Below are 22337 nucleotides of genomic sequence, written 5' to 3' on the forward strand. Positions count from 1 at the left end.
CTCTTTTTAGCGAGTGCAAATATAATCGATTTTTTAGTTTCTCAAAAATATTTTAACTCTTTTTCTCAATTTTTTTTTCTACTTCATAATTGCCTTATAAATATCGTTTCCGTTTGCGAACAAAAGCAACGCTATAAGTAGTACGAAGCCAACCATTTGGGCGTTTTCAAGGAATTTATCACTCGGTTTTTTACCACTAATCATTTCGTATAATAAAAACATCACATGACCGCCATCAAGTGCTGGAATTGGCAATAAATTCATTACTCCAAGCATAATTGACAATAAAGCTGTGATTGACCAGAAAGTTTCCCAGCTCCAAGAACTTGGAAAAATGTTATAAATAGCCGCAAAACCACCTACTTGTTTGTATGCTTTTGTTTCAGGATTAAAAATCATTTTCAATTGTTTTCCGTAACCTACTAATTGATCTTTTCCTTTTTCAATTCCTACAGGAATAGATTCTAAGAAACCATATTCTTTTGTACTTACTTTATAATATCCAAGTTTTTCCAATGATTTCATGTCTAAACCACCAACCAATACGTCTAATGTTCCTTTGTCTGAAACCTTAACACTAATAGGTGTTTCTTTTAAATCTCGTAAAACAACAGCAGGAATTGTTTTTCCTTTGTTTACTTCTAAAATTGCTTTTACTTCGTCAAAATATTTAATTTTTTGTCCGTTAAGAGAAAGAAATAAATCTTTTGGTTTTAAATTTTGATTAGCAGAATCCTCAGTTACTTTTCCTACTGCAAAAGGTCTTCTTATATCAACAAGGAACCCTTTTTCTGTTTTAGAAAGCTGATCTACAAAATCAGTAGGCATTGTAATAGTCTGTTGTTTCCCGTCTCTTTCAATCAAGATATGTTTTGCCATGATGATATTCATGTTCATATCCTTGTCAAAATTCTCAACAGTTTTTCCATCAATAGAAATAATTTTGTCACCAGTTTTAAAACCAGCTTTAATCATTGCAGGATTTTCAACTGCCACACCATCTTTTAAGTCTGCATTAGCAATATAAGTATCGCCGTATGCAAAAGCCATTCCTATATAGATGATAAATGCCAAGATAAAGTTTACTGTAACACCGCCAAGCATAATAATCAAACGCTGCCAAGCCGGCTTAGAACGAAATTCCCAAGGTTGTGGAGGTAAAGCCATTTGTTCTTTGTCCATACTTTCGTCGATCATACCAGAGATTTTTACATAACCTCCAAGCGGTAACCATCCAATTCCGTATTCAGTTTCGCCAATTTTCTTTTTTAAAAGCGAATATTTAACATCAAAAAATAAGTAAAATTTTTCGACTCTTGTTTTAAATAATTTTGCAGGGATAAAATGCCCTAATTCATGAAGAATAATAAGTAAAGATAAACTCAATAGAAATTGAGAGAGTTTGATAACTATATCCATTTTTTATTTTTAGTTCGTATTTAACGCACAAAAGTAGCGTTTTCTATTTTAATTTAAGACCGCAAGATAACGTTTAAGGTTTTAAATGTTTGTTAATAAATGTTCTTCTTTTAAATTAACCAGAACTTATTTGATGTCTTTATAATTAGTATATCATTCGACAACAATGTTACAAATGTCTTATTATGATACTTAAAAAACTTTTACTGGCTATTTTTCTAACAAAACCATAATAAGTTCGATGTAACGAAAACGTTCTCAAGAAAATGATTTTTGTTGGAATTATTAATTCACCTTTAAATTTTAAAGTTATGAATTTAGAAGAGTTGAATTTAGTTGAGCTTAGTACTTATGAAGTGCAAGAAGTTGATGGAGGATGCCCAGTTTGTATGTGGTTACAATATGGACCTCATATTACTTCTTTTCTTCAAGGATTAACAGGAATATATTAATTTAAAACTTAAAAATTATGTTAGTAGAATTAAATAAGACAGAATTAATTGAAATTGAAGGAGGATGCCAAGATTGTTTTGAAGCAGGACAAAGATGGAGAAGGGCTATTGAGTTAGGTTGTTTAATTTTATTGTTTCTTTAAAAAAATCATTTGAAACTTCCTGAAAAGGAAGTTTCTCCTTTTCGTAGTCAATGTTTATCAAAAAAATTAAACTCATTTTAAATCATATTTTTTTTAAATCAAGGTTTGATAATTGAGAGATTAATAATCAAGCAAATTATTAAAATTCCTATTTAAGATAAATAAACTGTAATATATGAAATTTTTAAAATATGTTTTTTTAGTGCTAGGAGTATTATCTGCTATTGGATTTATTAATTCATTTTTTAAATTGGAGTTGACTCACGAATTATTTTTCTTTAAGGCTAATATCTGGATTTACAGAATTTACCAATTAACACTAGCAGCTGTTTTTATCATAGCCTATTTTAATAAAAGGGATAAAGAAATATAATTTTTTTGAATTCTACAGTTGTTTAGACTATTGTGGTTTTTCTTATCAAAACATTAAAGTCAGATTGTCTATGAATTTCAGCTCAGATTCAATAAATACTCTCGAAAACCTTATCTCAAAAAACAAAACAAAGAGTTTTCCAATTTTCTTCATCATAATTATTGCCATTCTAACATTCTTAGTATTATTTAACTTATATAAAATAATAAAATGAAAAAAAAAATATCATTAGAAAAATTTGCAATTTTTTTCGTGTCGATTTTAATTGCTACTAATACAGGGTTTTATATTTGGGGAAAAGTTATTGCATCAAAGAAAGGAAATGAGGAACTGTTCTCAGTACCATTATTAATAGCAATTGCTATAAGTACATCTATAAGCATCTTTGCAATTTTTAGAAAAAAATAATTTTAATGTAAGTTGTTTATGAAAAAAATCGTTCTCTTTCTGTCGGCTCTTGTATATTTTTCTATTATAATAGTAATGAGAAAATATCCTGAAAATCATGTTTTATCGTTTTTATCTGGTGTATTTGCAGCATTAGGTATTGCTTTTTCTGTGTATATGATTACTAAAAAAAGTATTTCAAGAAGTAAATAATAATTAATTTTTTTAGAATATTCTCTTTCCAAAAACATAAGAAAGAGAATATTCTTTTTATTTAAAAAAATGAATTTTAGCTCAGACTCAATAAATACCCTCGAAAATCTTATAGCAAAAAACAAAATAAAAAGTTTTTCAATTTACTTTATTATTCTTTTAGGAATCCTTATTTTCTTAGGATTATTACCTGTAATTAAAGTAGATATAAGTAGCCAAAGCCGTGGAATAATCCGTAGTAAAATTGATAATGTTCCTGTCTCTACAATAGTAAGCGGAAAAATAAATGGGATTTTTTTTAAAAATAATAGTTTTGTAAATAAAGGAGATACACTTGTAAAAATCTCCAAAGAAAATCTTGAAAGCGATAAAAGAACTCAGGATACATTATCTAGTTCTGTTTTTTCATTGTTAAATGACACTTCAAATCTTTTGAATAATAAAACAGCGCAATTATTGACCTCTACAGCAAGGGAAGATTTATTTAGATTTCAATCTAAAAAAAATGAATTGCAAAGCAAAATATCGCAAGCTCAAATAAATTATGACCGCAATAAAATTCTTTATGATAAAGATATTATTGCAAAGGCAGACTTTGAAAAACTTGAATACGAATTACGCTTAAGCAAACAAGCTTTGCAAAGTTATATAAACCACAGCTATAATTGGAGAAAGCGGCAATGGTAAAACAACATAATTTCATTACTTCAAAATCTGTATTCGACAAAAGAAGGAAAAATCTACATTGGAAGTTTTGACACACAATTTATTCATTATCAAAGTCTGCGAAAAATGGTTGGTGTTGAAAGAAGGGACTATAGTTGAATCTGGAAATCATTTAGATTTATTAAATCAAAAGTCAGAGTATTATAATCTTTGGAGTAAACAGAATCTGCTTTAAATGTTTGTTAATAAATAAACATTTCAATTTCTCGTTTTAGCAAGATGCCGTAACTTTACGTTTTACGATACTGTCATTTTTATTGGCAGCACAAAACCATTAAAAGTTACAAATATGGCATCACAATTATTTTCTCCTTTAACTATAAAAAGTATAACCTTAAAAAACAGAATTGCGATTTCGCCAATGTGTCAGTATTCGGCTGTTGATGGGTTTGCAAACGATTGGCATTTGGTTCATTTAGGAAGTCGTGCGAGCGGAGGTGCTGGATTGATTATTCAGGAAGCTACAGCAGTTTCACCAGAAGCTAGAATTTCTCCTGCTGATCTTGGAATTTGGAAAGAGGAACATATTGGTAAACTAAAGCAAATTACCGAATTTATTACTTCTCAAAATTCGGTTCCAGGAATTCAATTGGCGCATGCAGGACGAAAAGCAAGTGTTTCGGCTCCGTGGCTTGGAAATAAAAAATTAAATTTCGATCAAGACGGATGGCAGACTGTTGCTCCAAGCGCGATTCCGTATCATGATAACGAACCATTTCTTCCAGAAGCTTTAGACCAAAACGGAATTCAAAAAGTTATTACCGATTTTAAGACAGCAACAAAAAGAGTAGTTGAAGCTGGATATAAAGTTTTAGAAATTCATGCAGCACATGGATATTTACTGCATCAATTTTTATCGCCTTTAACAAATGTTAGAACTGATGAATATGGTGGGAGTTTTGAAAATAGAATCCGTTTTACACTTGAAATTTTAGAAGCTGTTCAAACAGAATGGCCAAAAGATTTTCCTTTAATTGTTAGAATTTCAGCAACAGATTGGGCAGATGGAGGCTGGAATATTGAAGAGTCTATAAAGCTTTCAAAAATTTTAAAAGAAAAAGGAGTAGATTTAATCGATGTTTCATCAGGAGGATTGGTTTCACATCAAAAAATTCCAGTTGGCCCAGGTTATCAAGTTCATTTTGCTGAAAAAGTTAAAAAAGAAACAGACATCCTTACAGGTGCTGTAGGTTTAATTACTGAAGCAAAACAAGCCGAAGAAATCCTTAATAAAGATCAAGCCGATTTAATTTTATTTGCTAGAGCATCGTTAAGAAATCCTAACTTGCCTTTAGATTTTGCTGCAGCATTAAACGACGATATTCATTGGCCAAAACAATACGAAAGAGCTAAACTATAAATTTATTTAGCCACAGATTGCACAGATTGAAAGGATTTTTTTGAGTTTTTTCGCCACGAATTTGCACAAATAGGTGCGTTCGAAAGCTTAAAATAATTTGTGATAATTCGTGAAATTCGTGGCGAAAAAAATCACATTAATCTGTGAAAAAAAACTAAAACAACATGCAAAAAATTAAAACAGCACTATTATCATACGGAATGTCAGGGAAGGTTTTTCATGCCCCATTTTTGGATATTCATCCCGGTTTTGAATTATTGGGATCTTGGGAAAGAAGTAAAAAACTCATTCAGGCAGATTATCCTGAAGTAAAAAGTTATCCTTCAATAGACGATCTGTTAGCAGATGATGTTGATTTAGTAATTGTAAACACACCAGTTGGAACTCATTACGAGTATGCAAAAAAAGTGCTTTTAGCAGGCAAACATGCTGTTGTAGAAAAAGCATTTACAACAACTGTTGCTGAAGCCGAAGAACTTACTGCGCTTGCAAAAGAAAAGGGATTAAAACTAGCCGTTTTTCAAAATAGAAGATGGGACAGCGATTTTAAAACCGTTCAAAAAGTAATCCATGACGGCGTTTTAGGAGAGCTGGTAGAAGCCGAAATTCATTTTGATAGATACAATCCATTATTGAGCCCAAAAGCGCATAAAGAAACGGCTAATGATGGAGCTGGAGTTCTAAAAGATTTAGGCCCGCATATTATAGATCAGGCTGTTTGTTTATTTGGTTCTCCAAAGTCGGTTTTTGGAGATATTAGAATTACAAGAGAGAATTCTTTAGTGGACGACTGGATTGATTTATTATTGATTTATGAAGATTTTAGAGTGCGTTTAAAAGCAGGATTTTTTGTTAGAGAAGCTAATCCAGCATACACAATTCATGGAAAAAAAGGGAGTTTTTTAAAACCTCGCGGCGATGTTCAGGAAGATGAATTAAAAATTGGCAAGAAGCCGAATTTAGAAACATGGGGAACTGAATCTGAAGATTTACAAGGAATACTTCATACTGAAATTAACGGAAAAGTAATTCGAGAAAAAGTATCCACTCTTCAAGGAAATTATTTCTCTTTTTTCGATGGTGTTTTTAATTCAATATCAAATGATACAATAGAGCCTGTTACAGCACAAGACGGTGTAAAAGTAATGCAGATTATCGAAGCAGCAATTGCAAGTAATGCCGAGAGAAAAGCGATTAACTTATAAGATTTGATGCATTCAATATGGTTCTTTGAGTTTAGTAAAAATGAATGTTTTTATGTGTTAAAAACAATTTATGGCTTCAACTTATAAAACTACAACGTTATAACTTGTAGAACTAGTAGGGTTTGGCGGTCAATAAAATCTCTTTTTTGTACTTTTATACTGTCAAACCTAAAAAAGTATCCATTTTGATAAATTTCAATCCATTAGAATTATTCCAGACAAAAGGAAAAATCAAGAAAGTTTTTAGAGAAGCAAAAGCTTCTTACCTGAACCGAATTCGTTTTGCTGTTGGAATGTTTTATTTTGGAATGGGATTAAGTTTTGCAACCTGGGCAAGCAGAATTCCAGATATTAAAACCGCTTTACACTTAACCGAAGGTGATTTAGGTTCTATTCTTTTTGCCTTACCAATGGGGCAGTTAATAATCATGCCGTTTTCTGGAAAGATGGTTACTAAATTCGGAAGCCACCGTGTTTTGGTATTCTCTTTAATTATGTATGTTTTATGTTTGGCTAATTTAGGGTTGGCGACATCAGCTTTGCAATTATCGTTAGGCTTATTTTTGTTTGGACTATTTGGAAACTTAGCAAACATTGCCGTTAATACTCAAGGTGTTTATACCGAAGTTCTTTTTAAAAAAACAATCATGTCTTCGTTTCATGGCATGTGGAGTTTTGCCGGATTTACGGGAGCATTAGTAGGTTTAGGGATGTTAGCTTTAAATTTAACTCCTTTGCATCATTTTATTATAGTAGGAGGCATAGTACTTTTAATGGTAGCTTTTAATTTTAAATTTTTGGTCAAAGCCAAAGAAAAAATCAAACATACTGCCGAAAAGAAAAAGCTGTTTACAAAACCAGACAGCGCATTAATTTGGCTTGGTGTTATTGGATTTTGCAGTATGGCAAGTGAAGGAGTAATGTTTGACTGGAGTGGTGTTTACTTTAAAGATATAGTTAAAGCACCAGGACCATTGGTTATTTTAGGATATACTTCATTTATGATTATGATGGCAGGAGGAAGATTTTTAGGCGATGGATTAATCAATAAATTTGGTCGTGAACGTGTAATGCAAATTAGCGGAATCTTAATTTCTGCTGGACTTTTTACAGCAGTTTTTCTTCCTTATATTATTCCATGCACCATTGCCTTTATGGCAGTTGGTTTGGGTGTTGCAACTATTGTTCCTACAGTTTATAGTATGGCTGGAAAAAATCCGACTGTTCCGCCTGGAGAAGCATTAACAATTGTTTCAAGTGTTAGTTTTCTAGGTTTTTTAATGGGGCCGCCAGTTATTGGGCATATCGCTCAAAATTTCGGACTTCAGTTTTCTTTTGCTTTTATCGGAATTTTTGGTGTTTTAATTGCTTTTATGGTTTCAAAAATTAGAACTACAGCGTAATCTTTTTTGCTCACAAACTTTATAGCGTAACACTAAATTTTTATTTTTTTAGAAAATTATCTAAAAGATTAAACATAGTTATTTTAAATTTGTAAGAATTTATTTTCTTTTATAATAATTTATCTATATTTGAACTTTCTCTTGTTTGTATTAACAACAAGACAAAACTCTTTTCCAAAAACCAATTTTATCTTTTGAATAGGATTAATATCCGAAAATAATTTTCAAAGTAAATTGGAATTTTTAATGGTAAAAAAATACATTGTCTTTTTTATTCTATGGTCTTTTAGTTTTGCTTTTGCACAAGAAACAATCTTTAGAGGAGTTGTTATTGATGCCAAAACGCAAAATCCTCTAGAGAATGTTGTAGTAAGCATTCAGAATTCTTCAATAACAAAACTTACTTCAAAAAGCGGCAAATTTGAACTGCATTCTTCTATAGAGGGAGAGCAGCTGCTTTTGATTCACAGTCAAGACTGCAAAGACTTACTTCTTAAAATTAACTCAAATTTTGGTCAGATTATATATCTCGGCGTATTACAATTAGAAGATATTTATTCAGATGAAGTTCCAGCCGCCTTGATAACTTTATTAGACAGTGATTTATCTGATGATAACAGCTCATCTGAAATGACTTCGGGGCTTTTGCAATCTTCAAAAGATGCTTTTATGCAGGCTTCAGCATTTAATTGGAGCCCGGCAAGATTTAGGATTCGTGGTCTAGACAGCGAAAATGGCACCATGATGCTGAACGGAATGACAATGAATAAAATCTACGATGGCAGACCGCAATGGAACAATTGGGGCGGATTAAATAACGTACTTCGTAATCAGGATTTTTCGATTGGAACAGCAGCTTCAAATTATACTTTTGGAGGTATTCTAGGAACGCAGCAGATTTTTACACGAGCTTCTCTTTATCGAAAAGGATCACAGCTTACCTTTTCAGGAAGTAATACAACTTATAGTTTACGAGCAATTGCAACGATAGCTTCAGGAATGAGTTCTTCGGGCTGGGCTTATGCGGTTTCAGCAGGTAAAAGATGGGCGGACGAAGGCTATTTTGAAGGAACAAATTTTGATGCCGATTCTTTTTTTATGAGTGTCGAAAAGAAATTAAACAATAAGCATTCTCTCAATTTTACAGGGTTTTATACGCCAAATTCCCGTGGGAAAAATTCGCCAAATACAGCAGAAGTAACTAGTTTAATGGGAGAAACATACAATTCGTATTGGGGATTTCAGAATGGAAAAAAACGAAATGCAAGAGTGAAAAAGGTTGAAGAACCTCTTTTTATGCTTAATCATTATTTTAGAATAGATGAAAAAACAAACCTGAATTCGAGTCTTATGTATCAATTTGGGAAAGTTGGAAACAGTACAATTGATTATCAAAATGCAGATAGTCCCGATCCTGTTTATTATAGAAAAATGCCAAGTTATTTTAGCTCACTTTATGCAAAAGATAAAGGAGAGTTTTCAGGCGAATTTACTCCAGATTATGAAAATGCAGAGAAAAGTAAAAACATATTTTTGACAAATTCCCAGATAGATTGGAATGCCATGTATTTGGCAAATCAAAAACTAGGAGAAAATGATTACGAGCCGGCACAAAGTCATTATATTCTATACGAAGACAGAACAGATGATAAAACTTTTGCAGTAAATTCTAATCTAAATGCCCAGATTACTTCAAATATTTCTTTTGATGGAGGAGTTACGTACCGAAATTTAAAATCGCATAATTTTCAATATTTACTAGATCTTCTCGGCGGAAAATATTTTGAAGATATTGATCCATTTTACAAAGGAGATTTTTCTCAATCTGATTTACAGAATCCAAATAGACAGGTAAAAGAGGGAGACGTTTTTGGTTACAATTATAATTTTTTAGCCAATACAATCGATGCTTTTACACAGTTTAAATTTTCTTATAATAAAACCGAGTTTTATTTGGCACAATCATATTCGGTATCTAATTATCAAAGAGAAGGATTGTATCAAAACGGAATTTATGCCACGGCATCTTTAGGAAAAAGTGAGAAAGTAAATTTTGAGAATTTTGGTTTCAAAGGAGGCTTCACCTATAAAATTTCGGGAAAACAATGGCTGTTTTTTAATGGAGCACATCTTACAAGAGCGCCGTCTCTTCGAAATACATTTTCAAATTCACGTTTAAATAATAATATAGTAAACGGAATAGAAAGTGAAAACATTAGCAGTGCTGAAGCCAATTATGTGTATAGTTCTCCAAAGCTTAAAATGCGATTAACAGCTTTTTACACTTTAATTAAAAACACTTCAAAAACGTCTTTTTTTTATGCCGAAGGAATTTTTGATAATGGCGCAGGTTATGATGCAACAGATGCTTTTGTAAGTCAGACTTTAACACATTTAGATAAGAAAAATACTGGAGCAGAGTTGAGTTTTGAATATCAAATCTCATCAACATTAAAAACAACGTTAAGTGCCACTTACGGTAATTATATTTACAGCAGTAATCCAAATGTATCGATTACAAATGATGCAAATGCAGCAAAAGATGGTGCACAAACTACTTTTGACTTTGGCTCCGCCTATCTTAAAAACTACAAACAATCTGGAACACCTCAAAGCGCCTTTTCAGTTGGTTTAGAATATCGTGATCCTAAATTCTGGTGGATTGGAACTAATATAAATTATTTGACAGATAATTATATTGATGTTTCTCCAATTTCTCGAACTTCTCAGTTCTACATTAATCCCGCAAATGGATTTCCTTTTCCCGAAGCAACATCTGAAAGAGGAAATGAATTATTAAAACAAGAAAAATTTGATCCTGTAAGCTTATTAAATGTTAGTGGCGGAAAATCTTGGAGGGTTCATAAAAAATATATCGGACTTTTTGCCAGCGCTAATAATGTTTTGAATTCAATATATAAAACTGGCGGTTTTGAGCAGGCGCGGAATGCAAACTTTAGAGCCTTAAATCAAGATGTATCCAGCGGAACGCCTTCTTTTGGACCAAAATATTACTATGGTTACGGCAGAACTTATTTCTTAAATCTCACAATCGGTTTATAAACGAAAATTTATTTATCATGAAAAATATAATCCTAAACTCATTTTTTGCGTCATTATTACTATTTGTTTTAGGCTGCAACACCGAAGTTGAAATCCCAAAACTAGTTTGTACACAACCAGATTTTACAGTAAATAAAACAGTCGAAAAAGTGTACGAACTTTCGAGCAGTGCGGCAAAGCAATATTTGTATGATGATATTATTGAAGCTTATGTAGTATCGAGTGACGAAGGAGGAAACTTTTTTAAAACCATTTCACTGCAAACAAAAGCAACAGCTAACAGCCCTGCAGTGGGGTTTAGTGTTCCAGTTGATGTTTCTAATACTTATATTGATTATCGTTTGGGGAACAAAGTTTATGTGAAACTCAAAAATCAATTCACGGATTTGTATTATGGAGGTTTAAGAATAGGAAGTTTATACGTTAGCAATTCAGGAGATCCTGCAATTGGCAGAATTTCTCAGAATGACTTTAAGAATATATTAAATGCCTCCTGTACTACAATTGATGAAAACCAATTAGTTGAATCACTTTCTATAGAAGAGGCACTTATTGATAGTAAATTAAATACGTTAATAGAGTTCAATGATGTAGAATTTACGGAAACAGCTCTTGGTCGTCATTATTTTGAAGAATCAAATAACGTGGGAGGGTCAACAAATTGGAACTTGCGTGATAAAACGGGAAATCAAATTATTTTTAGAACAAGCAGTTATGCAAAATTTGCAGATCATTTTGTGCCAGAAGGAAGTGGAAAGGTTAGAGGGATTTTAACCAAATTTGGTTCAGATTATCAATTGATGGTACGATCTGAAAATGATGTTGTAATGAATGGGAAAAGAAATACTCCGTTTTTTTCAGAAGATTTCCAAACAGTTAAAAACAATGTCAATTTTGCACTTCCCGGTTGGAGTAATATTGTAGAAAAGGCAACAAAATTATGGAAAAGTATAGTTTATGCAGGAAATGGTTATGCCGAATTTAATACCACAAGCACAACAGCTGCAGAAAATATTGCCTGGCTGGTTTCTCCTAAAATTAATTTAACAGGATATAAGAATGCGGTATTGTCTTTTAGAAGTGCGCAACATGATTTAAAAGTTGATTCGCCGTTAAATACACTCGAAGTTTATGTTTCAACAAATTTTGATGGTTCGAATATAACAAAAGCAAAATGGACAAAATTGGATGCAAAGATTCCGGCGCTTTCAACTCCTGCACGCCAATTTATAAGTTCAGGCGGTATCGATTTATCATCTTATTCAGGAAATATTCATATCGGCTTTAGATATGTAGGATCTGGAAAAGACAAAACGCTTAATGGTGCTTTTATGGTTGATGATGTAAAGATTTTTGGAGAAAAGTAAAATAGAGTTCAAAATTCAGTTTTAATCTGTTGCAGAGCATTTTGACCTTTTTTAAGCTTTAAAGTGTTAAATTTTGATAGAATTTTGTATTTTGGTCATCCCAAATCAATACAAAAACAAAATGAAAATCTACTTTATTGCCATCATAATGATGGTGTTTCCTTTCTTAGCACATAGTCAGGACGATACTCCTGTGAAATTAAAACAAATCAACATTGTAAAAACAAATTACCAGAATTCAAAAGACGGTGAAATTGTAAACAAGACAGTTGTATTTAAAGACGGTAAACTTCAAACAATTACCACTTCAGACGTTATTCAGCATTTTTTTTATAATAAAAATGGTCTGCTTGATATGACAGTTAAAGACAAAGTGGGCAGCGACTGGAAAGAAGTTATTAATTACACTTATAATACCGATAATAACATTACCAAATTTGTAAAAAAATACCAAGAAGGACCTGACTATATAACTAAAGTGGTCACTTTTGTATACGAAGGAGCTCGCGTAAAAGTAACTACAAAAAAAAGTACCAATCACCAGAATTTAGTTGATGATATCGAATATATTGTAGAAAACGGAATTATTGTAAGACGCACTTCTCGTGATCGAAACAAGGCAATCATTGGGAAAATCGAATATGTTTACCTAAACGATAATGTATCTAAACATAAAGGATTAGTTGGAGATAAAATTTCTAAATCATTCACTTATGATGATAAAAAATCTGTCGATCAGTTAATTGTACAAAGCTTGTTTGGTGATAATTATAAAGTAATCGTTCCAATGATTTCTTATCATGAAGATGAGTTTAGTTTTGAGTCGATTTCATACAACAACGAAATGAATTTTAGTCCATCATCTACTGTATTAGTTGCTGTAAGCAGAAAATATAAATACAACAAATTAAATTTTCCAATTTCGTGTTCGCAAATTGAGGAAAACGGAATCGTAAAAACAGAGAAAACCTTTATTTACGAATAAATACGTTTCAAATCGTTTTTAAGCCATTTGTAAACAAGTTTTATAAAAGAAAATCCTTTGTAAAACATAGTTTATAAATGGCTTATCTTTTTAAATACAATTTAAAAACCTAATTCTATAATTGTAAGTAGCAGGCAAATCATTAAATTTGCAACTTATTCAAAGCTATGTTAGAAAAAGAAGTTATAAATTTTGAGAGAACTGCCATTGTTGGTATTGTAACTCAAAATCAAAGTGAGGAAAAACTTAACGAATATTTGGACGAATTAGAGTTTTTGACTTTTACCGCTGGCGGTGAAGTTATAAAACGTTTTTCGCAAAAAATGGAGCGTCCAAACCCGAAGACATTTGTTGGTACGGGAAAAATTGATGAGATCAATCTTTTTGTAAAAGAAAACAATATATCGACTTTAATTTTTGATGACGAATTGTCGCCATCTCAACAAAAGAATATTTCAAGAATTATCGATTGTAAAATTCTTGACAGAACCAATTTGATTCTGGATATTTTTGCACAGAGAGCCGAAACTTCGTACGCAAGAACTCAGGTAGAGTTGGCGCAATGCCAATATTTATTACCAAGACTTTCTGGCTTATGGACACACCTTGAGCGTCAAAAAGGTGGAATTGGTATGCGTGGTCCTGGTGAAACAGAGATTGAAACAGATAGACGTATTGTACGTGATCGTATTTCACTTTTGAAAGATAAGATCAAAACGATCGACAAACAAATGAGTATTCAAAGAAGTAATCGCGGAGCAATGGTTCGTGTGGCTTTAGTTGGATATACAAACGTTGGAAAATCGACTTTGATGAATGCGATTGGTAAAAGTGATGTTTTTGTCGAAAATAAATTGTTTGCGACTTTAGATACAACAGTTAGAAAAGTGGTAATTAAAAATCTGCCATTTTTACTTTCTGATACCGTTGGTTTCATCAGAAAATTGCCTACACAATTGGTAGATTCTTTCAAAAGTACACTTGATGAGGTTCGTGAGGCCGATTTACTTTTGCATGTTGTAGATATTTCGCATCCAGATTTTGAAGATCATATCGAATCGGTAAATCAAACTTTGCAAGAAATTAAAAGCAATGACAAACCAACAATTATGGTTTTTAACAAAATCGATGCTTACAAACATTTGACTATCGATGAAGATGATTTGATTACCGAAAGAACTAGAAAACATTATACACTTGAGGAATGGAAACAAACTTGGATGAGTAATGTTGGAGAAAATAATACTTTATTTATTTCGGCAACACAAAAGCAAAATTTTGAAGAATTTAGAGAAATGGTCTACGAAGCAGTTCGTCAGATTCATATAACGAGATTCCCGTACAATAAATTTTTGTATCCAGATTATAAGGATGCAGTTGAAAAGGAAGAACAAGAATAAGTTAAGTTTTTATAAACTCCTTTTATTAAAACACAAAGTTCGCAAAGCTAAATCTATATAGCTTTGCGAACTTTGTGTTTATTGAGATATTTTAGTCTAAGTTTTCTTTGCGCTAAAATTAAGCGGTTTGCAGTTTAAATTAAAACCCAAAATTAACTCCTAAACCAAAAACTTCTCTAGTTTGAAGACCTGCAAACGCATTATCATCATAAATAGCTTGGAAGGCTAAGTTTGCTGAAAGGAATTTGTTTATTTTCATAACAATATTCAGCGAGTAATTGATGTCTACATTTTGAGGATCTTCTAAATAATTAGAGTAAAGATTTAATGTGTTTTCGGCTGTTACATTCGTCATAATTGCCAATTTGTAATAAACCGAAGCATAAAAACCTAATTCGTATCTCATACTTTTACCTTCATCAACACCAAAATAACTGCCGTCTACATATGGCAGACCAGTAAATCTATCGATTCCAGTTGTATAAGCGTTGTCTACAAAAGTGAATTTTGAAGTTAGAGGTGCAAAATTTATTTTAAGATTGTCATCTTTCGTCCAGTAAACACCTGGACCTGTAGTAAGATAGCCAGGAGACATAAATTTAGTTTGTTCAGTCCTTATTTGCTTTCCATTGGCATCTTTATCATAAATGTAACCGGTAGAAAATTGTGTTCTAAAATTTAGGAAGTATGAGTAATACCACTGCCCAAAAGCTTTTTTTCCGACTATAGAGTTGAATTCTAAACGGTCATCTGTTTTCTTTGTGTAGTCATCATTTTTTGTTTGTAGAAGTCCGTAAGAAGCTAAAACTTTATTATCCCAAGTTAAGTCTTCTTTTTTGTAATTGAAATCATAATTGATTCCCAAAGTTCCGGAAAAGCTGTCTTCTCCTCCAGCAATCCAATTGTTAAAGCTTGACTGATTCAGCAAAAGAGACACGGTTCCTTTTGCTTTCCAGCCTTCTTTCTCAATAGTATCATTTATTTTTTTTACCGCTTTTTCGGTATTTTGAATTAATTCTTTTTCTGAATTTTGTGCCTGAACAAAAGTAAAGTTCGCTAAAATGAAGAGTAATAACGTCAGCTTTCTCATAGTTGTTTAGTTTTAGTGTATAAACAAATATACTAAAAAACTGTTAAAAGCACAGGACTTAAGCGATCGTAAAAGCAGGTTATTTCTTAGATTCTTTGTATAATGGTACTGCCGAACAAGCTTCGCCATACATTATACTTCTTGCAAATGGCTGTAAATAAGTCGCGGCCAAAATATAAGCGCGCATAGGAACTGGCTTTCTTGAACAGCCCTTTACAATTACAGGTTTACTTTTGTAGGCTGAATAATCAATTTTACTTAAGATTTCTTCGTATAAACTGGCGTCTAAATCTTCAATAGTTCCATTGACCACTTTTTTAGCGTATGGTGCCAAATGTACACTTACTAAAATCAATGCCCAAGCCGGAACGATAGCGTCTGTACTGCAATGCACAGCCACATATTGATCTTGGTATTGCGACCAATCGTGATTTTTTAAGTGTTCTCTAAAGTCTTTTTCTTTCAATAAAAATCCTTCCAATAGCCATTGTGAAATGTCAATTTGTGTACGGATTCCTTTTGGATAATAATCCTCAAGATCAAAAACTTCTAAAGCACTATTGGCAACTTTATTGATGATTTCTTCCATTCTGTAAGTCTTAAAGTCGAATGTCGAAAGTCGTAAAGTCCTTTATTTTAGACTTTATGACTTTCAACTTTATGACTATTTTTTAAAGCATTCCTAATTCTAATTTTGCTTCTTCGCTCATTAAATCTTTACTCCAAGGCGGATCAAAAGTAATTTCTACCTCTACATCTTTGATGTTTTCGATTGTTTTTACTTTCTCTTCAACTTCTCTCGGTAAACTTTCCGCAACTGGGCAGTTTGGAGATGTAAGTGTCATTAAGATTTTTACTTCATAATCAGTATTAACCATTACATCGTAAATTAATCCTAATTCATAAATATCAACAGGAATCTCAGGATCGTAAATTCCTTTTAAAACTTTTACGATTGATTCTCCTAATTCGTTTGTATCGATTTCTTGTTCCATTTTGTGTATTTGTTTTTACCATTAAGAGATTAAGAAAATTAAGTTTTACAGTTCGCTTAATTCTCTTTGTAATTACTTAGAAAATTAAGCTCAAAGCTTTATGAACCTTAATGCCTTAATGGTTAATTCTTTTTTTTAATTTTTATTTTTTGCGTCAAAAGCTAAAGCGTACATTTTGATGTTTTTGATCATCGAAACCAAACCGTTGGCACGTGTTGCTGATAAATGTTCTTTTAAACCAATTTCGTCAATAAAATCAGTATCTGCATTTATAATATCTTCTGCTTTTTGATTGGAGAAAGCGCGAATTAAAATCGCAATTATTCCTTTTGTTAAAATAGCATCACTATCAGCCGTAAAAACAATTTTGTCATTTTTTTGTTCGCCTTGAAGCCAAACTTTAGACTGACATCCTTTGATTAAATTCTCGTCGGTTTTGTATTCTTCTTTAATTAACGGAAGACTTTTTCCTAGTTCGATGATGTATTCATAACGCTGCATCCAGTCGTCGAACATCGAAAATTCGTCTATTATTTCGTTTTGAATTTCTTTTATTGTCATAATTATTCTTTAGCAAAATCAACCAGTAAATTAACCAGTTTTTCTATTTCCTTTGGAGGAAAACCATTGTCGAAACCTTTTGTTTCGTAGGTTTTTTGATTTTGAGTTACTTTTAAATTTCCAATCGCGGCACCGTCGTAAAAACGTTTTTCTGTTGGAGCTTTCAAATTTGGAATATTTTCTAAATTTATTTTCGAAAATTGAGCGACAATTTGTTTCCATTTTGCCTCATCAATCTTTGTTTCTACAGCTTCCGCATTTCTGCCATTGGTAACGGCTGCTGTTTTATTTTGAATAATTATCTTCTTGTAAATTCCTCTTGAAACGGCAGTGTATTCCAATTGTGTTTTGGTCATATCTGCATTTTTTTGACTAGAACAGCTCGTTCCAATAAAAATAGTTAAGAGTAATAAAGATAAAATTCTCATATAAAAGGTTTTTAGCTCAGCATAGTTTGGGCTTTCTTAACTGCATCAACCATTAGATCAATTTCCTCTTTGGTGTTGTAAAAAGAAAAAGAAGCACGAATTGTTCCCGGAATGCAGAAAAAATTCATAATTGGCTGCGCACAATGATGTCCGGTTCTAACCGCAATTCCTAATTTGTCGATAATTGAACCAATATCGTAAGGGTGAATTCCATCAATATTAAATGAAACCACAGACGCTTTATTCTTTCCAGTTCCGTAGATTCTTAAATCTTCAATCTCAGATAAACGCTTTGTAGCGTACTCTAAAAGTTCGTGCTCATATTCCTGAATATTTTCGAAACCAATATTATTTAAATAATCAATAGCAGTTCCTAAAACAATTCCGCCAGCGATATTTGGTGTTCCAGCTTCAAATTTATGAGGAAGATCAGCATAAGTAGTTTTCTCGAAAGTAACTTCTTTAATCATTTCGCCGCCGCCTTGATAAGGAGGAAGTTTGTTCAGCCATTCTTCTTTTCCATACAAAATTCCAGTTCCAGTAGGACCGCACATTTTATGTCCTGAAAAAGCATAAAAATCACAATCTAATTCCTGAACATCTGGTTTTAAATGCGGAACTGCCTGCGCGCCGTCAATCAAAACTGCAGCACCAACAGCGTGTGCTTTGTCAATAATATATTTAATCGGATTGATAATTCCGAGAGCGTTTGAAATATGATTTACTGTAACCACTTTTGTTTTTTCTGAAAGCAATGCATCAAATTCTTCGATGATTAATTCTCCATTTTCATTCATCGGAATTACTTTCAAAACAGCACCTGTTTTTTCACATAACATTTGCCAAGGCACAATATTACTGTGATGTTCTAATGAAGAAACAATTACTTCGTCGCCAGGTTTCAAGATTGAAGCAAAACCATTTGTAACCAAGTTGATTCCGTGTGTAGTTCCCGAAGTAAAAAGTACTTCGTGAGCGTGTTTTGCATTTATATGGTCTTTTACTTTGCCACGAGAAATCTCGTAAGCATCAGTAGCTAATTGGCTTAAAGTGTGAACGCCACGGTGAATATTGGCATTAATTTCTTGATAATATTTTACTTCGGCATCAATCACAATTTGTGGTTTTTGCGAAGTAGCTCCGTTGTCGAAATATACTAATGGTTTTCCGTTTACAGTTTGCGAAAGTATCGGGAAATCAGCTCTTATTTTTTGGATATCTAGCATGTCTTATTTAGAAAAAATCTATTTACAAAAGTACTAAAACTAAATTTGTTTATACAGCAATTCTATAATTTCCTTTTATGGCGCCATTGTCAGCTGTTGTAAATATTGATTCCGTAAAAAATAATTCCGTTTTTTGAATTATCCGAAACAGATTTGTAAATTGAGTTCTAAAATCGTGAGCATAAATTATTTATATTGCAATAAAAATATCTAAATAGTCATGAAAAAGTTTCTCAAAGTATTTCTGCTTGTTTTGGTTCTTGCCTTTTTGTATTTCGGATTTACAACTTATCCGAAATTGGATCTGATTTCTGGTTTTTCTGCCAAAAGTGTTGCATCAGGACATTTTATCGATAATCGTCCATTGGATTTAATTGAAAAAACAGACAATGATATCGATATGATTGATTTGGCTAAAAATTCAATAGATGATGCTGGAAAATTTGCAGTTTCATCTGTTTATGGATTGAAAGAAAGAAAAGCAATTTACAGAGAAGGTTTGGGAGCTTTATTAATTAATGATGATTTTGATATTTCGAAACCGTACTTGCTTCCAAAAAGAACAAAATTAGTTAATGATTTGCCTTTTCCGTACGGAAATAATGAACCAAAAGATTCTGCTTTTGCAAATGTCGACTATGCAAAATTAAAGAAAGCTGTTGACAATTCTTTTGATAAAGATGGCGGGAAAAAGAAAAGAACACGCGCTGTTGTTGTTTTATATAAAGACAAATTAATTACCGAAAAATATGATACAGGTTTTAATAAAGACAGTAAAATTCTGGGTTGGTCGATGACTAAAAGTATCACAAGTTCAGCTTTTGGAGTTTTAGCCAAACAAGGAAAAATTGATATTTATAAACCAGCGCCAATTAAAGAATGGCAAAATGATGAGCGTAAAAATATTACGGTTAACGATTTACTTCATATGAATTCTGGTTTAGAATGGGAAGAGAATTACAGTACGATTTGTGATGCTACTCAAATGCTTTTTCAGTCTGAAGACATGGGAAAAGTACAAATGGATAAACCTGCGAAATACAAACCAAACACACATTGGTATTATTCATCAGGAACAACCAATTTATTATCCCGAATTTTAAGAAGCCAATTTAAAACACAACAAGAATATCTTGATTTTTGGTACAGCGCCGTAATCGACAAAATCGGAATGAACTCGATGATTGTCGAACAAGACATGAGTGGAACTTTCGTAGGTTCGTCTTACGGATGGGCAACGCCAAGAGACTGGTCAAAATTCGGATTATTATATCTGCATAAAGGAAACTGGAACGGAGAGCAAATTCTAGACGAAAGCTGGGTAAAATATACAGCAACGCCAACGAATACTTCTGAAGGAAAATATGGAGCTCAATTTTGGCTAAACGCCGGAGGAAAATTCCCGGATGTTCCTCGTGATATGTTTTATTGCAGTGGCTATCAAGGTCAAATGGTGGCGATTATTCCGTCTTTGGATATGGTAATTGTGAGAATGGGAGTGAAGGAAGAAGAACCTGGATTTGATTTTAATGAGTTTTTGAAAGGGATAATTGAGAGTGTGAAAAAATAATAAATGGCAATTTTAAAAAGAATAGAAGATGACGAGCTTTATTTATATATGAATGGAGCTTTGATATTTAAGCGTTGGCTAAGTTCTGGAAATTCTATAATAATTGATGTTATGGCTTATGACAAATATACCTTAATGAGTTATAAAGATTTGCAATACGAGAATTCGAATGGCTTATTACCTGTTAAAGCTAAAATTAAACTTAAAGAAACTGATGAAGGAGGAAGGAAGACAGGTATTGCTAGTGGTTTTAGGCCGGATCATGTTTTTGAGTATGGAAATGATGGAAAAGTAAATCAAGCCTTTATGGGAGATATTATTTTCGAAAATCAATCAACAATTGAACCGGGCGAAGAAAAAATAGTTACAGTCAGATTTCTAGTTAATCAACCAATTGAAAAATATCTTAATAAAGGACAAGTTTGGTGGATTCATGAAGGACCAAATTTAGTTGGAAGTGCAGAGATTTTATAGAATTTATAAATAATTAACCGCAAAGACGCCAAGTAAAAAGCGCAAAGTTCGCAAAGTTTAGTGAAAAACTTTGCGAACTTTGCGTAAATCTTAGCGCTCTTAGCGGTTAAGTATATCTACAAATCAAATCCTAAATTCACGCCTAATTTCGTAGCAATGATTTTAGTAATTCTTTGTTTTAATTCTGGTATTTTGATGCTTTCGATAACGGCATTTGAGAATGCGTACATCAATAAAGCTTTAGCTTCTTTTTGAGGGATACCACGTGACTGCATGTAGAACATTGCTGTTTCATCTAATTGTCCAACTGTACAACCGTGAGAACATTTTACGTCATCAGCAAAAATCTCTAATTGTGGTTTTGCATTGATAGTCGCTTTGTCACTCAATAAAATGTTGTTGCTTTTTTGAAAAGCATTTGTTTTTTGAGCTTCTTTTTCTACTAAAACTTTTCCGTTGAAAACTCCTGTTGAGCGATCAGAGAAAATTCCTTTATAATCCTGAAAACTTTCACAGTTTGGCGTTGCGTGGTTTACCAAAGTATAATGGTCAACATGTTGCTTGTCGTTTAAGATCGAAATTCCGTTTAACGTACTTGTCAATCTTTCACCAAAATGATAAAAATTCAAGTTGTTGCGAGTTAAATTTCCACCAAAAGAAAAAGTGTGTACATAAGCATGACTTTCCTGTTGTTGAGAAACGTAAGTGTTGTCAATTAAATTGGCTTCACTATTGTCGTTTTGAATTTTGTAATAATCAACAATCGCGCGTTTTTGAGCAAAAATCTCAGTAACAGAGTTTGTTAAAACAGGATTTTCATTCAAACTTTGGTGACGCTCAATAATTTGAACATGTGAATTTTCACCCACAATAATCAAATTTCTTGGCTGAACCATTAAAGCTGCTTCGCTTCCAGTTGAGAAATACATAATCTCAATTGGTTTATCGGCTACTTTTTTCTTCGGAATATTGATAAAAGCACCTTCCATTGCAAAAGCAGTATTCAATGAAGTCAAGCTGTCATCTTTACTTGCAATTTGATTAAAGTAAGTATCAATAATCATTTTATATTTTGGTTTGGTTAATGCTGATGACATTAAGCAAACATCGATTCCGTCATGTGTTGTAGAAGACAAATGCGAACTAAATACGCCATCGACAAATACTAATTTATAAGTGTCGATTTCGTGTAAAAAGTATTTTTTTACCTGACTAAATTCGATTGCATTTTCCTGTTTTGGAAAAACCGAAAAGTCATTTTTTAAGATGGCATTTAGCGATGTATATTTCCAAGCTTCTTCTTTTTTGGTTGGGAAACCTTTATTTTCGAAGTTTTTTAAAGCATTTGTGCGTATGTCATGTAAATCTGAATGTACATCGACACGCTCTTCAAAAGCCATAAAAGACGATACTAATTTTTCTTTTAAATCCATTTCTTTAGTTGTAAGTTATGAGTTATGAGTTATGAGTTTTTGCAAACTGTAAACTGTAACTGTA

Annotated in this window: 21 protein-coding genes; 13 read left to right on the top strand and 8 right to left on the bottom strand. The window is 32.3% G+C overall.

All coding sequences use genetic code 11. The features are described from left to right. Positions 1 to 78 precede the first annotated feature (78 nt). Positions 79 to 1419, bottom strand: coding sequence for an RIP metalloprotease RseP (gene rseP / locus B0A75_RS07335; RefSeq protein ID WP_089053640.1), 1341 nt, complete (start codon positions 1417 to 1419; stop codon positions 79 to 81). A 311-nt stretch (positions 1420 to 1730) separates the two neighbouring features. Between rseP and B0A75_RS07340 the strand changes: the two genes are divergently transcribed. The 11 genes from B0A75_RS07340 to hflX all read left to right on the top strand — a co-directional run bounded on the left by B0A75_RS07340 (position 1731) and on the right by hflX (position 14496). Continuing rightward, positions 1731 to 1871, top strand: coding sequence for a bacteriocin (locus B0A75_RS07340; RefSeq protein WP_109191337.1), 141 nt, complete (start codon positions 1731 to 1733; stop codon positions 1869 to 1871). A 17-nt stretch (positions 1872 to 1888) separates the two neighbouring features. Beyond that, entirely contained in the window at positions 1889 to 2014 is a 126-nt protein-coding gene (locus tag B0A75_RS20790; RefSeq protein ID WP_262490098.1) for a hypothetical protein, read from the top strand. A gap of 583 nt (positions 2015 to 2597) precedes the next feature. Then, on the top strand, positions 2598 to 2795 hold the full coding sequence (locus B0A75_RS07350; protein WP_089053643.1) for a hypothetical protein: 198 nt from the start codon (positions 2598 to 2600) through the stop codon (positions 2793 to 2795). Between the two features lie 261 nt (positions 2796 to 3056). Beyond that, positions 3057 to 3674, top strand: a complete 618-nt coding sequence (locus B0A75_RS07355) for an HlyD family secretion protein (RefSeq protein ID WP_244284358.1) — start codon at positions 3057 to 3059, stop codon at positions 3672 to 3674. Positions 3675 to 4002: 328 nt separating this feature from the next. Further along, on the top strand, positions 4003 to 5073 hold the full coding sequence (locus B0A75_RS07365; protein WP_089053644.1) for an NADH:flavin oxidoreductase/NADH oxidase: 1071 nt from the start codon (positions 4003 to 4005) through the stop codon (positions 5071 to 5073). 164 nt (positions 5074 to 5237) lie between these two features. Further along, on the top strand, positions 5238 to 6278 hold the full coding sequence (locus B0A75_RS07370) for a Gfo/Idh/MocA family oxidoreductase (RefSeq protein ID WP_089053645.1): 1041 nt from the start codon (positions 5238 to 5240) through the stop codon (positions 6276 to 6278). 185 nt (positions 6279 to 6463) lie between these two features. Then, complete coding sequence (locus B0A75_RS07375) at positions 6464 to 7681, top strand: MFS transporter (protein WP_089053646.1); 1218 nt, start codon at positions 6464 to 6466, stop codon at positions 7679 to 7681. Between the two features lie 246 nt (positions 7682 to 7927). Further along, on the top strand, positions 7928 to 10744 hold the full coding sequence (locus B0A75_RS07380) for a peptidase associated domain and porin domain-containing protein (protein WP_089053647.1): 2817 nt from the start codon (positions 7928 to 7930) through the stop codon (positions 10742 to 10744). A gap of 17 nt (positions 10745 to 10761) precedes the next feature. Next, positions 10762 to 12111: a DUF5689 domain-containing protein gene (locus B0A75_RS07385; RefSeq protein WP_089053648.1), complete on the top strand. Its 1350-nt coding sequence runs from the start codon at positions 10762 to 10764 to the stop codon at positions 12109 to 12111. 121 nt (positions 12112 to 12232) lie between these two features. Further along, positions 12233 to 13096 (top strand): hypothetical protein, encoded by an 864-nt coding sequence (locus B0A75_RS07390; protein ID WP_089053649.1) that lies wholly within the window; start codon positions 12233 to 12235, stop codon positions 13094 to 13096. A 167-nt stretch (positions 13097 to 13263) separates the two neighbouring features. Next, positions 13264 to 14496 (top strand): GTPase HflX, encoded by a 1233-nt coding sequence (gene hflX / locus B0A75_RS07395; RefSeq protein WP_089053650.1) that lies wholly within the window; start codon positions 13264 to 13266, stop codon positions 14494 to 14496. A 139-nt stretch (positions 14497 to 14635) separates the two neighbouring features. Here hflX and B0A75_RS07400 read toward each other — a convergent pair whose 3' ends face one another. The 6 genes from B0A75_RS07400 to B0A75_RS07425 all read right to left on the bottom strand — a co-directional run bounded on the left by B0A75_RS07400 (position 14636) and on the right by B0A75_RS07425 (position 18796). Continuing rightward, positions 14636 to 15586, bottom strand: a complete 951-nt coding sequence (locus tag B0A75_RS07400) for a DUF3078 domain-containing protein (RefSeq protein WP_089053651.1) — start codon at positions 15584 to 15586, stop codon at positions 14636 to 14638. Between the two features lie 79 nt (positions 15587 to 15665). After that, positions 15666 to 16175: a DUF2480 family protein gene (locus B0A75_RS07405; RefSeq protein ID WP_089053652.1), complete on the bottom strand. Its 510-nt coding sequence runs from the start codon at positions 16173 to 16175 to the stop codon at positions 15666 to 15668. Between the two features lie 82 nt (positions 16176 to 16257). Then, complete coding sequence (locus B0A75_RS07410; RefSeq protein WP_071636312.1) at positions 16258 to 16581, bottom strand: SUF system Fe-S cluster assembly protein; 324 nt, start codon at positions 16579 to 16581, stop codon at positions 16258 to 16260. Between the two features lie 135 nt (positions 16582 to 16716). Next, positions 16717 to 17142: a SufE family protein gene (locus B0A75_RS07415; protein WP_089053653.1), complete on the bottom strand. Its 426-nt coding sequence runs from the start codon at positions 17140 to 17142 to the stop codon at positions 16717 to 16719. Between the two features lie 2 nt (positions 17143 to 17144). Continuing rightward, positions 17145 to 17570, bottom strand: coding sequence for a hypothetical protein (locus B0A75_RS07420; RefSeq protein WP_089053654.1), 426 nt, complete (start codon positions 17568 to 17570; stop codon positions 17145 to 17147). 11 nt (positions 17571 to 17581) lie between these two features. Beyond that, entirely contained in the window at positions 17582 to 18796 is a 1215-nt protein-coding gene (locus tag B0A75_RS07425) for an aminotransferase class V-fold PLP-dependent enzyme (protein WP_089053655.1), read from the bottom strand. Positions 18797 to 19016: 220 nt separating this feature from the next. On the opposite strand from B0A75_RS07425, the gene B0A75_RS07430 reads away from it, so the two are divergent. Then, positions 19017 to 20366 (top strand): serine hydrolase domain-containing protein, encoded by a 1350-nt coding sequence (locus tag B0A75_RS07430; protein WP_089053656.1) that lies wholly within the window; start codon positions 19017 to 19019, stop codon positions 20364 to 20366. Between the two features lie 3 nt (positions 20367 to 20369). Further along, positions 20370 to 20840 carry a hypothetical protein gene (locus B0A75_RS07435; protein WP_089053657.1) on the top strand — a complete coding sequence of 157 codons (471 nt, stop codon included), beginning with the start codon at positions 20370 to 20372 and terminating at the stop codon, positions 20838 to 20840. A 116-nt stretch (positions 20841 to 20956) separates the two neighbouring features. Here the strand turns inward: B0A75_RS07435 and sufD are convergent, their stop codons facing one another. Continuing rightward, positions 20957 to 22273, bottom strand: a complete 1317-nt coding sequence (sufD, locus tag B0A75_RS07440; RefSeq protein WP_089053658.1) for a Fe-S cluster assembly protein SufD — start codon at positions 22271 to 22273, stop codon at positions 20957 to 20959. Between the last annotated feature and the right edge of the window lie 64 nt (positions 22274 to 22337).

This window comes from Flavobacterium oncorhynchi (genome assembly GCF_002217355.1).
In the GTDB taxonomy this organism is placed as follows: Bacteria; Bacteroidota; Bacteroidia; order Flavobacteriales; family Flavobacteriaceae; genus Flavobacterium; species Flavobacterium oncorhynchi.